This is a genomic window from Herbaspirillum sp. Her2 (assembly GCF_057961375.1).
The window spans coordinates 4,513,153-4,529,131 of sequence record NZ_CM176331.1 but is presented as its reverse complement, the minus strand read 5'-3'; the positions used below and the strand labels follow the sequence as shown (position 1 = coordinate 4,529,131).

The following is a 15,979-nucleotide window of genomic DNA, read 5'->3' as shown; positions in this document are numbered from 1 at the left end:
ATTGCCTGATGAAAACGATGCGTGATTACGGCGTTGGGAGGTGCTGCCATTGGAGCGTGAATTCAAGCGTCAATTCGCGTATGAATTCACGCCTGAATTCGCGCTGTGATCAGCGCCTGAATTACAGCGTCTTGATGCGTTCAACCATTTCCGCGCCGAAGGCGATGTAAGCCTGTGCGCCCTTGGACGAAGGATCGAAGGTCACCCCCGGCAAACCATACGAAGGCGCTTCAGCCAGTCGCACATTGCGCGGGATGACGGTCTTGAAGACCTTGTCGCCGAAGTGCTGTTCCAGCTGGTCCGAGACCTGCTGCGACAGCGTCATGCGCGGATCGAACATCACGCGCAACAGGCCAATGACTTTCAGCTCCGGGTTCAGCTTGGCGTGCACCTTCTTGATGGTGTTGACCAGGTCCGACAAGCCTTCGAGCGCGTAGTACTCGCACTGCATCGGGATGATGACGCCATGCGCCGAGCACAGCCCGTTCAGGGTCAGCATCGACAGCGCAGGCGGGCAGTCGATGAGGATGAAGTCATAGTCCTCGGCGACGGCGGCGAAGGCGATCTTCAGGCGCGCTTCGCGCTGTTCCAGCTCCACCATTTCCACTTCGGCACCGGCCAGTTCGCGGTTGGCGGGCAGCACGTCGAAGCCGCCGGCTTCGGAACGCTTGCGTACGGCGCGGATGTCGGACATGCCCAGCAGCACTTCATAGATCGAGCCTTCCAGCGTCGACTTGTTGATCCCCGCCCCCATGGTGGCATTGCCTTGCGGATCGAGGTCGGCCAGCAATACGCGCTGGTTCAGTTGTGCCAGTCCAGCCGCGAGATTGACTGCGGTAGTGGTCTTGCCTACGCCACCTTTCTGGTTGGCGACACAAAATATTTTTGCCATAGTTCGTTCTTATGAGTGCGTTATTGCGTGGTCAACTTGATGCCGAAACCGATCAGGAACACGCCGGCTGCCCGTGAAGCCAGCTTGGCGATGGTGCGATTGCGGGCCATGCGGCGCGCGGCGGCATTGCCGACGATGACCAGCAAGCTGCCATACAGGAGGGTGCAACTGCTGATGACTGCGCCCATCGTGAAGAAGGTCAGCGCGCCTTGCTGCGTGGCCGGATCCAGGAACAGCGGGAAGAAGGCCATGTAGAACACGATGGCTTTCGGGTTGAACAAGGTGACCAAAAAGCCGCGCCGGAAATCTGCGGCATTGGAAAAGGGTACGACTGTACCACCGCCCTCGCCTCTTGCAAACAGGAGACGTCCGCCCAGGTAGGCCAGATAGGCCGCGCCCAGGTATTGCAGGCCATGGAACAGCAAGGGATTGGCATGCAGCAAAGCGGCCACGCCGGCTGCAGCCAGGAACATCAGCACGATGTCGCCCAGCATGAGACCCGCCTGCGCCATGAAGCCGCCGCGCAAGCCGCCCTTGGCCGCGCAGGTGAGCACGCAGAAGGTACCGGGACCAGGCAGGAGCAGGAACACCATGGTGGCCGCAATCAGTTGCCAGATGTCGGTGATGCCGAGGGAATGAAAGATCGCCTGCATGGTGGGTCTCCTTGAATGTGAGCGGCCCGGGTTGCTGCCCGGGCCGCTCGCCTGATGTGAGGTACCGTGTTACGGCTTGCTCTTGACCACCCGCGCGGTATCGAACCCTTGCTTGGTGGCGTTGTTGAGTGCGTTCTCGTATTGCTCGTCACTGATGGTGGGCGTGCGCGAGAGGATCCACAGGTATTCGCGCGAGGGGCTGCCCACGGTGGCCAGGGTGTATTGATCGTCCAGGTCCATGATCCAGTAGTCACCCCACACCATCGGGATCCAGGACAGCCAGGCCGGCGCAAAGCGCACTTCCAGCTTGCTGTTGTTGCTGCCCGGGACCACCCGCGCCACGCCCTTGGCTTCCTCCGTGCCATCGGCCGTCTTGCAGCGGTTGACGACATCGATCATGCCATCATCGCGCGCGGAATACTCTGCGCTGGTGCCGGAAATGCATTTTTTCTGGAAGCTGTTGGGAATCTTGGCGATTTCGTACCACTTGCCGGCGTAACGCTTCAGGTCTACCGACGGGACCGTCTTGACCTCCTGGGCGGAGGCGGATGCCATGCCCAGGCCGCCATAGGCTGCCATCGAGACCATGGTGGCCACCAGGGCCAGTTTCAGTTTGTTCATCAGGTCGTTCTTTCCATGAAGATGAGATGCCGTTCGGCATCCAGGCCCGGTACCTGCAGGGGCTGCACTTGCTGCACCTTCCACCCCGCCGGCAACCGGTCGATTTCCTCTTGCGGCAGCACGCCCTTGAGCGCGATGTACTTGCCACCTTGTTGCAGGAGGTGGTTCGACCATGTGACGAAGTCCTTCAGTTCCGCAAAAGCACGCGAAGTGATGACATCGTATTGTTGCTCGACAGGCAACTGCTCCACCCGGGCATGCAGCACCGTCACATTGCCCAGGTGCAATTGCGCCTTCACTTGATTGAGGAAGGCGGTTTTCTTCGAGACCGTATCGACCAGGGTAATCTGCATCTGCGGCTGCGCCTCGGCCGCCCAGATGGCCAGCACGATGCCCGGCAGGCCACCGCCGGCACCCACATCCAGCACACGCTGGGCACCGGCGAAGGCCGACACCGCCGAGAGCGAATCGAGCAGATGGTGCGTCACCATCAGCGCCGGATCACGCAAGGCCGTCAGGTTGTAGACCTTGTTCCACTTGGCCAGCAGAGCCTGGTATGCCATCAGCTTGTCGATCTGGGCAGCGGAGAGCGCCAGGCCCATGGCCGTGGCGCCTTCCTTCAGGGTGCGGGTCAGATTGTTCAGGTCTGCAGTGTTGCTCATCCGTGATGCCTTGGTATTGATCTGGTTCGGGACGGGTGTCCGGTATTTTTCTTCACGCCGCCTGGTTGTCAGCGCCAGTAGCCTGTTTCAGGCCACCCTTCTTCAGGTGCACCAGCAGCAGCGACAGCGCCGCCGGGGTCACGCCGGAGATGCGGGAAGCCTGGCCCAGGGTTTCCGGGCGATGCTTGTTGAGCTTCTGGCGGACTTCGATGGAGAGTGCCTTGACGTCCATGTAGTCGAGGTCGGCCGGCAGCTTCAGGTTTTCATTGTGATCCTGGCGGCTGATCTCGTTGGCCTGGCGCGCGATGTAACCGGCGTACTTGACCTGGATCTCGACCTGTTCACGCACCGGGCCCTCTTCGATGCCGGGGCCGGCCAGCGCCTGGCCTTCGGTGCCGGTCAGGCCCATGAGGCTGTCATAAGTCACGTTGGGACGGCGCAGCAGGTCCAGCAGGTTGTATTCGCGCTCGATGGCCTTGCCCAGCACGCGCTCGGCTTCAGCCGCGGCCAGGATGCGCGGGTTCACCCAGGTCGACTTCAGGCGCTCCATTTCACGTGAAACGGCTTCGCGCTTGCGCTCGAAGGCTTCCCATTGTGCATCGCCGACGCAGCCGAGTTCGCGGCCGATTTCGGTCAGACGCAGGTCGGCATTGTCTTCGCGCAGCGAAAGACGATACTCGGCACGGCTGGTGAACATGCGGTACGGCTCCTGCACGCCCTGGGTGACCAGGTCGTCGACCAGCACGCCGAGGTAGGCTTCATCGCGGCGCGGGGTCCAGGCTTCACGGCCCTGGGTCTGCAGGGCGGCGTTGATGCCGGCCAGCATGCCCTGGGCGGCCGCTTCTTCATATCCGGTGGTGCCGTTGATCTGGCCGGCGAAGAACAGGCCCTGGACCTGGCGGGTTTCCAGCGAGGACTTCAGGCCGCGCGGATCGTAATAGTCATATTCGATGGCATAGCCGGGACGCAGGATGTGGGCGTTTTCCATGCCCTTCATCGAGCGCACCAGTTCCAGCTGCACGTCGAATGGCAGGCTGGTGGAGATGCCATTGGGGTAGAACTCGTGGGTGGTCAGGCCCTCGGGTTCCAGGTAGATCTGGTGCGAATCCTTGCTGGCGAAGCGATGGATCTTGTCTTCGATGGAGGGGCAGTAACGCGGGCCCACGCCTTCGATGACGCCGGTGTACATGGGGCTGCGATCCAGCCCGCCACGGATGATGTCGTGGGTGCGGCTGTTGGTATGGGTGATCCAGCACGGCATCTGGCGCGGGTGCATGGCGGCATTGCCCATGACGGAGAACACCGGTACCGGATCGAGATCGCCCGGCTGCTCTTCCAGGATCGCCAGGTTGATGCTGCGGCCATCGATGCGCGGCGGGGTGCCGGTCTTCAAGCGGCCCTGCGGCAGCTTCAATTCCTTCAGGCGCGCCGACAGCGAGACCGCTGGCGGATCACCGGCACGGCCGCCGGAATAATTGTTCAGGCCAACGTGGATCTTCCCGTCCAGGAAAGTACCGGCGGTCAGCACCACGGCACTGCCGGCGAAGCGGATACCGGCCTGGGTGATGGCGCCGACGACGCGGTCGCCTTCCAGCATCAGGTCATCCACCGCCTGCTGGAACAGCCACAGGTTGGGCTGGTTTTCCAGGCGCGAGCGGATCGCCGCCTTGTACAGGATACGGTCGGCCTGGGCGCGGGTAGCGCGCACGGCCGGACCCTTGGAGGAATTCAGGATGCGGAACTGGATGCCCGCCTCGTCGGTGGCAATTGCCATCGCCCCACCCATGGCATCGACTTCCTTGACCAGGTGGCCCTTGCCGATCCCGCCGATGGAGGGATTGCAGGACATCTGGCCCAGGGTTTCGATGTTGTGCGTCAGGAGCAGGGTTTTCTGGCCCATGCGTGCTGCGGCCAGTGCAGCTTCGGTGCCGGCGTGACCGCCGCCAACGACGATGACGTCAAATTGTGTGGGGAATAGCATGATGCGGGCCTCGCGTAGAGGTGAGAACAGAGGCGAGATTATAAGACCTTTTATCTGGCGGGGTCGGAGGCAGGGTCCGTAGCTGTTGGTTTACCGCACTTCCCTGCCCTGCCAGACACTATCGGTCGACCGATTCGATAGTCTTGGCTGATCAATGAAACATCGATGGGGATTGTTTCACGTGAAACAGCGGGCTGGGTTTTGTGGCTGAAGCAGGAATATGAATGAAAAAACGGAGCATCGCGCTCCGTCGTTTGGGTCGGGGGGTCGGATGTTTCACGTGAAACACCAGGTGAAGTTTTTTGCTCTATTTGAGGAAGGCGTCGTAACCCGACTTCAGGATCAATGCCCCCACAACGACCAGGAATAACTTGCGGACAAAGACGCTGCCATGCTTCATCGCCAGTCGTGTGCCCACCAACGAGCCACCGATGTTGAACACGGCCATCAGCAAACCCAATTGCCAGATGACGTGGCCACTGTACCCGAACCAGCACAGGGCTGCCAGGTTGGTTGCAATGTTGACGAACTTGGAGACGGCCGAGGCCGACAGGAAGTCATAGCTGAACACCCGCACGAACAGGAACACCAGGAAGCTGCCCGTACCTGGACCGAACACGCCGTCATAAAAGCCCACTGCCCCACCGATCAGCGCGGCGTAGATGATTTCCCGGGTGCCGCTCAGCGTGGGCGCATGGGTGGTGCCGAAGTCCTTCTTCTTCAACGTGTAGAGTGCAACGGCGATCAGGACGAAGGGCAAGGCCTTGCGAATCAGGTCGGTCGGGATATGGGTGACGACATAGGCCCCAAAGAAGGAAAAACCAAAGGCAGCCATCGCGGCTGGTGTCACGGTGCTCCACCTCACCGCGACCTTGCGCGCGAAGTTGATGGCAGCAGCACTCGTCCCCATTACCCCGGCCACCTTGTTCGTCCCCAGCAAAGTCGCCGGGGCCGTATTGGGAAAGACGGAGAACAGCGTCGGCACCAACACCAGTCCGCCTCCTCCCACCACGGCATCGATCAAGCCGGCAACGAAGGCCGCGCCACACAACACTACATAATCCAGCATCACTTGCCCTCCCCGGTCGACGTGAAGAAATGAACTGCAAGATCGGCAAAGGATGAAACAGGGCTGAACATGGGATGAGGGGGGATGGATAAACGGTGAAATGAAGAATGGATCAGGCGGGCCACATTCTACCGCCCTGCCCCGGCTGGCATCAGCCACAGAGATGACGCTTTGGGCACTGTTGCGGAACACATCCCTGCTGTTCTGGCTGGCCCGTCATGAAGACAAAAAATTACCGCCGGGAAATCACCCTCAGGTGACTTGCCGGCGGCAGATGAAGTTTTAGGCTTCAGCTAAAAACTAGTGCGATCCCTTGGCTTGCCCCTTCCCGGCCAAGGCCAGGATTTCGCCCACGATGCCTTTTCGGAACGCCAGCACGCAGACGATGAAGATGAAGCCGGTCACAATCGTCACCGAATCTCCCAAGGTATTGAACCAGTCGATGCTGGTGACATTGGCCAGCCAGGCACCGATATCCCCGAGCTTGTTCTCCAGCATGATGATGATGATCGCGCCGACGATGGGACCGACAATGGTACCCAGGCCACCGACCAGGGTCATCAAGACCACCAGGCCGGACATGCTCCAGTGCACGTCAGTCAGCGTCTCGAAGCCCAGCACCAGCGTCTTGGTGGCACCCGCCAGACCCGACAAGCCGGCCGACAGCACGAAGGCCAGCAGCTTGTAGCGCGCCACGTCATAGCCCAGCGAGATGGCACGCGGTTCGTTCTCCTTGATGGCCTTGAGCACCTGGCCAAACGGGGAATGGATGGTCCGCACGATCAGCGCAAAGCCTGCCACCGCGATCGCCAGCACGACGTAGTACAGGGTCATGTCGCTGCCCAGGTCGATCACGCCCAGCAGCTTGCCGCGCGGCACGCCCTGCAAGCCATCCTCGCCACCGGTGAACGGTGCCTGCAAGGCCACGAAGAACAGCATCTGCGCCAGCGCCAGCGTGATCATGGTGAAGTAGATACCCTGGCGGCGAATCGCCAACAGTCCCATCACCAGGCCGATCAAGGCACCGGTCAGGGTACCGATGATCAGGCCCAGTTCGGTCGGCAAACCCCACACCTTCAGCGACTGGCCGCACATGTAGCCGGCCCAGCCGAGGAAAGCCGCATGGCCGAAGGACAACAGGCCGGTGTAGCCGATCAGCAGGTTGAAAGCGCAGGCGAACAGCGCGAAGCACAGCATCTTCATCAGGAACACCGGGTAGATGCCGAACGGTGCCGCCAACAACAATATTAGTAAAACAGCAATTCCGATTTTCTTGTTCATGCCGGTCTCCGATTATTTCTCTTTGCCGAACAGGCCGGCCGGACGGACCATCAGGACGATGGCCATGATGATGAAGACCACGGTGGCCGACAGTTCCGGATAGAACACCCGGGTCAGGCCTTCGATCAGCCCCAGCACCAGCCCGGTGATGATCGAACCGAGGATGGAGCCCATGCCGCCGATGACCACCACCGCAAAGACGGTAATGATCAGGTTGGAGCCCATCAGCGGCGAGACCTGGATCACGGGCGCGGCCAGCACGCCGGCGAAGGCCGCCAGGGCCACGCCGAAGCCGTAGGTCAGGGTCACCATCAGGGGCACGTTGATGCCGAAGGCTTCCACCAGCTTGGGGTTCTCGGTACCGGCGCGCAGGTAGGCACCCAGGCGCGTCTTCTCGATCACGAACCAGGTGGCAAAGCAGATCACCAGCGAGGCCACCACGACCCAGGCGCGATAGTTGGGCAGCACCATGAAGCCGAGGTTGGTCGCGCCCTGCAGCAGGTCAGGCACCGAATACGGCTGGCCCGAGACGCCATAGATGGAGCGGAAGATGCCCTCGATCATGAGCGTGATGCCGAAAGTCAGCAGCAGCCCGTAGAGGTGGTCCAGCTTGTAGAGCCAGCGCAGCATCGTCTTCTCGATCACGATGCCGAACAGGCCCACCAGGATCGGTGCCACGATGAGCATGACCCAGTAATTGAGTCCCAGATAGGTCAGGCCCATCCAGGCCAGGAAAGCGCCCAGCATGTAGAGCGTGCCGTGCGCGAAGTTGATCACGTTGAGCAAGCCGAAGATCACCGCCAGGCCCAGCGAGAGCATGGCGTAGAAGGAGCCGTTGACCAGGCCCAGCAGCAGCTGGCTCAACAAGGCTTGCAGGGGTATGCCGAATAGTTCCATAAAAACCCGTTCATCCAGATGGGTGAAGAACGCCACCGCTTACAGCAAAAATCTGCCATCCCCGCGTGAACAGAAATGACAGATTTTGCTGGCTGTGCGATGGCCTTACTGCTTGATGCGTGCAGCTCGATGCGAAAGGATTACTTCCAGGCCGCGCACTTGGATTCGGCCTTGGTGGTCCACGCCTGCTCTGCCGGAATGGTCTGCACCAGCTTGTAGTAGTCCCACGGGTACTTCGAATCCGCCTGGGCCTTCACCTGGTACAGGTACATGTCGTGCACCACGCGGCCATCGGCGCGCAGGTAGCCGTTCTTCTGGTACAGGTCGTTGAACTTGGCCTTGCGCAGCGCAGCCATGACCTTGTCGGAATCATCGGTACCGATTTCCTTGACGATCTTCAGGTACTGCAGCGCGGCCGAGTAATCGCCGGCCTGCAGGGAAGACGGCATTTTCTTGCGCACGGCGAAGTAGCGCTTGGCGAAGGCACGGGTTTCCTCGTTGGCATCCCAGTACCAGCTGTCGGTCAGGTACAGGCCTTCGGTGTTCTTCAGGGTCAGCGAGTGCACGTCGTTGATGAACACCAGCAGACCCGCCAGCTTGGCCGTCTTGGTGATGCCAAACTCGTTGGCGGCCTTCACCGAGTTGATGAAGTCGCCACCGGCGTTGGCCAGGCCGATGATCTGGGCCTTGGAGCTCTGTGCCTGCAGCAGGAAGGAGGAGAAGTCGGAAGCGCCCAGCGGGTGCTTGACCGCGCCCACCACGGTGCCGCCGGAGGCCTTCACGACGTTGGCGGTATCGGCTTCCAGCGAGTGGCCGAAGGCATAGTCAGCAGTCAGGAAGAACCAGCTCTTGCCGCCCTGCTTCACCACCGCCGAACCAGTGCCCTTGGCCAGGGCCACGGTGTCGTACGCGTAGTGCACGGTGTAGGGCGAGCACTCTTCATTGGTCAGGCGGGCCGTGCCGGCACCGACCGAGAAATACACCTTCTTCTTTTCGGCTGCGACCTTGGCGCTGGCCAGGGCAGTGCCGGAGTTGGTGCCACCGATCAGCACATCCACGCCCTGCTGGTCGAACCATTCACGGGCCTTGCTGGCGGCCACGTCGGCCTTGTTCTGGTGGTCGGCCACGACCAGTTCGATCTTCTTGCCGTTGATGGAACCGCCCATGTCGGCGATGGCCATCTTGATGGCTTCCGCGCCACCCTGGCCGTCGATGTCCGAATACACGCCCGAGATATCGGTAATGAAACCGATCTTGATCACATCCCCCGAGATCTGTGCCGAAGCCGGCGCGGTCGCGAATGCCGCAGCGGCTGCGGTAACGGCCAGTGCCATTGCCTTGAGTTTCATTTTCATCTCCTCTGTTATGAAGCCCGCTTGATGATTTCGATGCGAGACAACTTGGTGGAACGGGGAGAGGATCTGCTCACCCCGCGGACGTACTTGTTGGCAGTACTTCTTAGTCGTGAAGCTGGTGATACCGGAAAAATCTGGAGGCCGCCCTCGGCAGTGCAGTGCAATGCCGAGGCGCGATGCTTAAACGCCGAGCAGTTCGTTCAGGGTCTGCATCTTCGCTTCCAGCTGGGAGGAAGCGAAGGATTCGACGATCTGGCCGTGTTCCATCACATAGAAGCGATCCGCCAGCGGCGCGGCGAAGCGGAAGTTCTGCTCGACCATGACGATGGTGTAGCCCTTGGCCTTGAGCGTGGTGATCATGCGGGCCAGGGCCTGCACGATGACCGGCGCCAGGCCTTCGGAGATCTCGTCGAGCAGCAGCAGGCGGGCACCGGTGCGCAGGATGCGGGCCACCGCCAGCATCTGCTGTTCACCACCGGACAGGCGCGTGCCCTGGCTGTTGCGACGTTCCTTCAGGTTGGGGAACATCTCGTAGATCTCGTCGATGGACATGCCCTTGTCGGTCTTGGAGACGAAGGGCGGCAGCATCAGGTTTTCTTCGGCCGAGAGCGAGGAGAAGATGCCCCGCTCTTCCGGGCAGTACCCCACGCCATAGTGGGCGATCTTGTGGGTGGCCAGGTTGATGGTTTCCTGGCCGTTGATCTTGATCGAGCCCTTGCGGGTACCGACCAGGCCCATGATGGAACGCAGCGTGGTGGTGCGGCCGGCGCCGTTGCGGCCCAGCAGCGTCACCACTTCGCCCTGGTGGACGTTGAGGTTGACGTTGTGCAGGATGTGCGATTCGCCGTACCAGGATTGCAGATCACTGATCTGCAGCACCAGCGGCGCGGAAGAAGAAGACGTCGTCATGGCAGCAGCATTCATGGTGGCGGTACTCATCAGTGAGCCCCTTGCAGTTCGGCCGAGGTGCTGCCCATGTAGGCTTCCATCACCTGCGGATTGCGCGAGACTTCTTCATAGCTGCCTTCGGCCAGCAGCGCGCCGCGTTGCAGCACGCTGATGCGGTCGCAGATGCCGGAGATCACGCTCATGTTGTGCTCCACCATCAGGATGGTGCGGCCGGCCGAGACCTTCTTGATCAGGGCGGTAACACGGTCCACGTCTTCGTGGCCCATGCCCTGGGTCGGTTCGTCCAGCAGCATCAGTTCCGGCTCCATGGCCAGGGTGGTGGCGATCTCCAGGGCGCGCTTGCGGCCGTACGGGAGGTCCACCGTGGTGGTGCGGGCAAAACTGGTCAGGTCCACTTCTTCCAGCAGCTGCATGGCGCGCTCGTCGAGCTGCTTCAGGCTCTCGCCGTTCTTCCAGAAATGGAAGGAGGTACCGAGCTTGCGTTGCAGGCCGATGCGCACGTTTTCCAGCACGCTCATGTGCGGGAAGACAGCAGAAATCTGGAAGGAACGAATGATGCCCTGGCGCGCGATCTGCGCAGGCGCATCCATGGTGATGTCTTTGCCGTTGAACAGGATCTGGCCCGAGGTCGGGACCAGGAACTTGGTCAAGAGGTTGAAGCAAGTCGTCTTGCCGGCACCATTGGGGCCGATCAAGGCATGAATGTGACCGCGCTCAATTTGCAGGTTGACCGCGCTTACTGCCGTGAAACCCTTGAATTCCTTCGTCAGGTTTCGTGTCTCCAGAATGACGTCTGTCATGGTCTCTTCTTTCCCTTTGATGCCCGCGCCGGTGGATCCGGTCGTCAAGGCCTGCCTGCTGCAGAACACTGAATCTTTGGGATTCAGGAACCGCTTTGTTTACCTGGCGAATCGAGAAGCTAGTTTTAATATTTGGCGCATAGTAGCCGGTTCGTACCATTCATACAATACGTATAAGTACCGTATGGTCCAGCGCCTGAGAATTGCCGTCTTATGCCCGGGAAAGCAGGCTGGACGCGACTTTCTCGGCGATCATGACAGTCGGGGAATTGGTGTTGCCGGAGGTGATGGAGGGCATCACGGAGGCATCGGCCACGCTCAATCCTGATACGCCACGCACCCGGCATTGGGCATCGACCACGGCCATGGCATCATCGCTGCGCCCCATGCGGCAGGTACCGACCGGATGGAAGATGGTGGTGCCCACTTCACCGGCGGCGCGATACAAATCGGCTTCACTTTCATACTGCGTGCCGGGCTTGTATTCCTCCGGGCGATAACGCGAGAGTGCGGGTGAGGCCGCGATGCGGCGAGTCAGGCGCAGAGCGTTGGCGGCGACCTTGAGGTCTTCTTCGGTAGAGAGATAGTTGGTGGTGATGCGCGGGGCCAGTGCGTGATCGGTCGAGCCCAGGCGTACATGGCCGCGCGAAGTCGGACGCAGGTTGCATACGCTGGCGGTGAAGGCCGGGAAGGCGTGAAGAGGATCCCCGAATTTTTCCAGCGACAGCGGCTGCACGTGATACTGCAAGTTGGCGCTGGCCTGCTGCGCATCGGACTTGGCAAAGGCACCCAGCTGCGAGGGCGCCATCGACATCGGGCCGCTTTGCAGGAGCAGGTATTCCAATCCGATCTTCATCTTGCCGACCAGAGTGGACGCCATGGCGTTGAGGGTCCTGGCACCATCGACCTTGAAGACCATGCGCATCTGCAGGTGATCCTGCAGGTTCTCGCCCACGCCTGGCAGCGCATGCACCACCGGGATCTGGTGCTGTTGCAGCAGCGCGGGATCGGCGATGCCCGACATCTGCAGGATGTGCGGCGAACCGATGGCACCGGCACAGAGGATGGTTTCCTTGGCTTCGGCAAACCAGGCACTGCCCCCGCCGGTGAATTCGACGCCGGTGCACACCGTCCCCTGCTCGCCCTGCTCCATGCGCAAGCGGCTCACGTGGGAGCCGGTCATGATGGTGAGGTTGCCATCCTTCATGGCAGGCCGCAGGAAGGCCTTGGAAGCGTTCCAGCGCACGCCGCGTTTCTGGTTGACGTCGAAGTAGCCAGAGCCCTCGTTATCGCCGCAGTTGAAGTCCTCGACCTTGGGGATGCCATTCTCGGCGGCCGCATCGCGGAAGGCATCGAGGATGTCCCAGCGCAGGCGCTGCTTCTCCACGCGCCATTCACCGCCGGCACCGTGGAACTGGCTGGCACCGAGGTGATAGTCCTCGCTTTTCCTGAACAGTGGAAGGACGTTCTGCCAGCGCCAGCTGTCGTCCCCCGTGACTTCGGCCCAGTGATCGTAATCACGCGCCTGGCCACGCATGTAGATCATGCCGTTGATGGAAGAGCAGCCGCCCAGCACCTTGCCGCGCGGGTAGATCAGGCTGCGGCCATTGAGGCCCGGATCGGCCTCGGTGCGGAACATCCAGTCAGTGCGTGGATTGTTGATGCAGTAGAGATAGCCGACCGGGATGTGAATCCAGATGTAGTCGTCCTTGGCCCCCGCTTCCAGCAGCAGCACCTTCTTGCCGGTCTGGCGCGAAAGCCGGTTGGCCATGACGCAGCCGGCGGTGCCGGCACCAATGATGATGTAGTCGTATTGCCCTGCCGATTGCATGGTGTCTCCGCTGGCTTGTTCTTGTGATCTTGTCGTCTGCCGCCGCCCCCTGCCACGGCAAGAGGCGGCCGGCGCCCTGCTTACTTCGCCACCGGCATGGTGAACTCAGCCCCCTTGCCGATGGTGGCGGACCAGCGCTGCATGATGGACTTGTAGCGCGTATAGAAGCGGATGCCCTCTTCGCCATAGGCATGGGTATCGCCGAAGAGCGAACGCTTCCAGCCGCCGAAGGAATGCCAGGCCATCGGCACCGGGATGGGCACGTTGATGCCCACCATGCCGACCTGGATGCGGCGCGAGAATTCATGCGCGGTATTGCCGTCGGCCGTAAAGAGCGAGACGCCATTGCCGTACTCATGCGCGTTGATCAGCTGCACGGCCGACGCGAAGTCCGGCACGCGCACCACGCACAGTACCGGACCGAAGATTTCTTCCTGGTAGATCTTCATCTCGGTCGTGACATTGTCGAAGAGCGTGCCGCCGATGAAGAATCCTTCCTCATGGCCCGGCACCTTCAGGCCGCGGCCATCGACCAGCAGCTTGGCACCGGCCTCCACGCCGCTCTGAATGTAACCCTCCACCTTGGCCTTGTGGGCGGCGGTGACCAACGGGCCCATCTCGGCGTCCTCTTCCATGCCGTTCTTGACCTTGAGTGCCTTCACGCGCGGGATCAGTGCATCCACCAGCTTGTCGGCCACGCTGCCCACGGCCACCGCCACCGAGATCGCCATGCAGCGCTCGCCGGCCGACCCATACGCCGCACCGATCAGGGCATCGACGGCCTGCTCCAGGTTGGCGTCGGGCATGACCACCAGGTGGTTCTTGGCACCGCCCAGTGCCTGGGCGCGCAGCGGGAAGGTGCCCGCACGCTCGGTGGCCTTGCGGTAGATGTATTCGGCAATCGGGGTGGAGCCGACGAAGGACACGGCCTGCACCTCCGGATGTTCCAGCAGCGCGTCCACGGCCACCTTGTCGCCCTGGACCACGTTGAAGACGCCATCCGGCAGGCCGGCGCGCTTGAACAGTTCAGCCAGCATCAGCGAAGGTGAAGGATCGCGCTCGGAGGGCTTGAGCACGAAGCTGTTGCCGGTCGCAATGGCAATCGGCGCCATCCACAGCGGCACCATCACAGGGAAGTTGAACGGCGTGATACCGGCAGTCACACCCAGCGGCTGGCGCAGGTTCCAGTTGTCGATGCCGCCGCCGATGTTGTCGGTGAACTGGGTCTTGAGCAATTGCGGGATGCCGGTGGCGAATTCGACGATCTCCAGGCCACGCGTGACCTCCCCTTTCGCATCCGAAAACACCTTGCCGTGCTCCAGGGTGATGGCCTTGGCCAGCGCATCGTGGTTCTGCTCGATCAGCTCCTTGAACTTGAACAGCACCCGCGCCCGCTTCAAGGGAGCCGTCTCGGCCCAGGCCGGTGCCGCCGCACTGGCGGCTGCCACGGCCGCATTGACTTCCTGCACCGAGGCCAGCGAGACCTTGGCGGTGGCAGCACCGGTGGCCGGATTGAAGACATCCTGGCTGCGGCCGCTCTCGGAGCGGGAAATCTGGCCATTGATGAAGTGATCGATGTGCGGGAGGCTCATAAGGTTTCCTTTGGTGTTTTCAATGAAGGTGGAAGGCGCTGTCTCCTGCTCCCTCCTGCAATCTGGCCAGTCCGTCACCCCGACGGACCCATGGCATGGATGAGCAAGAATAGTCGCCCACCCGCCGGACATCCAATGAGGAATTATCAAGAGCAATATAAAGATTGCTTATAATCTGGACTTTCTTGTACACACGCTACCCACAAGATCCTCACAGCCTGATCACAGGGATATCCACGGGTTTATCCACATCCAGGTTCGTGAATAAGAAGGATCAATTGCGGGAGAAGACGATGGATCTGACCCAGTTACGCGCATTTATCGCAGTCGCCCATGAGGGCAACCTGACCCGGGCCGCTGAAAAACTGCATCTCACCCAACCCGCAGTGAGCTTGCAGATCAAGGCCTTGCAGGAAAGTCTTGGCATCGGATTGTTCAATCGGAGTGCATCCGGCATGGTCCTCACCGCCGAGGGCAACACATTGTTGCCGCTGGCCGAGCGCGTCCTGTCCGATGTCCAGGCTTTACGGCGGCACGCGACCGACTTGCGATCAAGTGAAAATATCGTGTCCGGGACATTGGCCATCGGCACGATCCTGGATCCGGAGTTCATCCGGCTCGGGGCTTTCCTGAAGTTGCTGGTCGAGCGCCATCCGCAATTGTCGACTCAGCTGGCGCATCACATGTCGGGATCAGTCCTCAATGAAGTCCGGGCTGGCCATCTGGATGTGGGATTCTTCCTGGGCGACCCCGGCAAAGGTTTTCATGCGATGACGCTGACCTCGTTCAGCTACAACGTCATCGCGCCCGCGGGCTGGAAGAACCGCGTCTCGGGCAAGGGATGGAAGGAACTGGCGCGGCTGCCGTGGATCTGGACGCCGCCAGAATCCGCTCATCATCGTCTATTAAGCAAGATCTTCGCTCAACATCAGATAAAACCACAGACTGTAGCCTTGGTTGACCAGGAATCATCGATGCTGGATCTGGTGAAATCGGGGGTGGGATTGTCCTTGGCGCGTGAATCGATCGCGCTCAACCAGGCTCATGCGCATGGCTTGGTCATTGCAGATGCGGTCGAACTGTCGACTGAACTGAGCTTCATTGCATTAGAAAAAAGACAACATGAAGCAGCGATCAGGGCGGTTTTCCAACTGCTGCAACAAGTCTGGCAGAACTGAGCGCTCCAAGAAAGTTGCCGCATTGACATCTCATTGGGTTGCATTACAGCAATATCTTTCAGAAATCTCCTTCTTCCTGCCGAACCTAAAGGACTTTTCATCCGTATCAGGAGCTTGCCAAGGCCTTTTGGTGCGGTTTTTGGGGTTGAAAGCCAATTTTTTGGAAAGATGTCCACTGCGCACGCGCTTTCGGTTCTTTAATTCAGATGTGGATATATATAAGTAGTAGTAGTTGTTAACGTCGCCAAAAACTGTGGA

At 60.7% G+C, this 15,979-nt stretch carries 14 protein-coding genes; 1 reads left to right on the top strand and 13 read right to left on the bottom strand.

The window, feature by feature from the left end; translation table 11 throughout:
• Positions 1-121: 121 nt before the first annotated feature.
• From ACWHXP_RS20600 to ACWHXP_RS20540, 13 genes are all read right to left on the bottom strand, one after another.
• On the bottom strand, positions 122-892 hold the full coding sequence (locus ACWHXP_RS20600; protein ID WP_039789186.1) for a ParA family protein: 771 nt from the start codon (positions 890-892) through the stop codon (positions 122-124).
• A gap of 20 nt (positions 893-912) precedes the next feature.
• Positions 913-1,545, bottom strand: a complete 633-nt coding sequence (gene leuE, locus ACWHXP_RS20595; RefSeq protein ID WP_039789187.1) for a leucine efflux protein LeuE — start codon at positions 1,543-1,545, stop codon at positions 913-915.
• A gap of 69 nt (positions 1,546-1,614) precedes the next feature.
• A complete protein-coding gene (locus ACWHXP_RS20590; protein ID WP_121037416.1) occupies positions 1,615-2,166 on the bottom strand; it encodes a lipocalin family protein in 552 nt (183 codons plus the stop codon).
• Positions 2,166-2,828, bottom strand: a complete 663-nt coding sequence (gene rsmG / locus ACWHXP_RS20585) for a 16S rRNA (guanine(527)-N(7))-methyltransferase RsmG (RefSeq protein WP_489635160.1) — start codon at positions 2,826-2,828, stop codon at positions 2,166-2,168. The genes ACWHXP_RS20590 and rsmG overlap by 1 nt, the downstream gene beginning before the upstream one ends.
• 52 nt (positions 2,829-2,880) lie before the next feature.
• Complete coding sequence (mnmG, locus tag ACWHXP_RS20580) at positions 2,881-4,809, bottom strand: tRNA uridine-5-carboxymethylaminomethyl(34) synthesis enzyme MnmG (protein ID WP_489635161.1); 1,929 nt, start codon at positions 4,807-4,809, stop codon at positions 2,881-2,883.
• Positions 4,810-5,116: 307 nt separating this feature from the next.
• On the bottom strand, positions 5,117-5,878 hold the full coding sequence (locus ACWHXP_RS20575) for a sulfite exporter TauE/SafE family protein (RefSeq protein WP_489635162.1): 762 nt from the start codon (positions 5,876-5,878) through the stop codon (positions 5,117-5,119).
• A 300-nt stretch (positions 5,879-6,178) separates the two neighbouring features.
• Entirely contained in the window at positions 6,179-7,159 is a 981-nt protein-coding gene (locus ACWHXP_RS20570; protein WP_121037407.1) for a branched-chain amino acid ABC transporter permease, read from the bottom strand.
• 12 nt (positions 7,160-7,171) lie between these two features.
• Positions 7,172-8,056, bottom strand: a complete 885-nt coding sequence (locus ACWHXP_RS20565) for a branched-chain amino acid ABC transporter permease (RefSeq protein ID WP_034335261.1) — start codon at positions 8,054-8,056, stop codon at positions 7,172-7,174.
• Between the two features lie 140 nt (positions 8,057-8,196).
• Positions 8,197-9,405, bottom strand: coding sequence for an ABC transporter substrate-binding protein (locus ACWHXP_RS20560; RefSeq protein WP_489624248.1), 1,209 nt, complete (start codon positions 9,403-9,405; stop codon positions 8,197-8,199).
• A gap of 186 nt (positions 9,406-9,591) precedes the next feature.
• The gene (locus tag ACWHXP_RS20555) at positions 9,592-10,350 is read right to left on the bottom strand and encodes an ABC transporter ATP-binding protein (protein ID WP_371925508.1); all 759 of its coding nucleotides are present in this window, start codon (positions 10,348-10,350) and stop codon (positions 9,592-9,594) included.
• Positions 10,350-11,120 carry an ABC transporter ATP-binding protein gene (locus ACWHXP_RS20550; RefSeq protein WP_034335283.1) on the bottom strand — a complete coding sequence of 257 codons (771 nt, stop codon included), beginning with the start codon at positions 11,118-11,120 and terminating at the stop codon, positions 10,350-10,352. Before ACWHXP_RS20550 ends, ACWHXP_RS20555 begins: the two co-directional genes overlap by 1 nt.
• 211 nt (positions 11,121-11,331) lie before the next feature.
• A complete protein-coding gene (locus ACWHXP_RS20545; protein ID WP_489635163.1) occupies positions 11,332-12,951 on the bottom strand; it encodes a GMC family oxidoreductase in 1,620 nt (539 codons plus the stop codon).
• Between the two features lie 80 nt (positions 12,952-13,031).
• On the bottom strand, positions 13,032-14,543 hold the full coding sequence (locus tag ACWHXP_RS20540) for a CoA-acylating methylmalonate-semialdehyde dehydrogenase (protein WP_489635164.1): 1,512 nt from the start codon (positions 14,541-14,543) through the stop codon (positions 13,032-13,034).
• 293 nt (positions 14,544-14,836) lie between these two features.
• On the opposite strand from ACWHXP_RS20540, the gene ACWHXP_RS20535 reads away from it, so the two are divergent.
• Entirely contained in the window at positions 14,837-15,721 is an 885-nt protein-coding gene (locus ACWHXP_RS20535; protein ID WP_489635165.1) for a LysR family transcriptional regulator, read from the top strand.
• Positions 15,722-15,979: the final 258 nt, after the last annotated feature.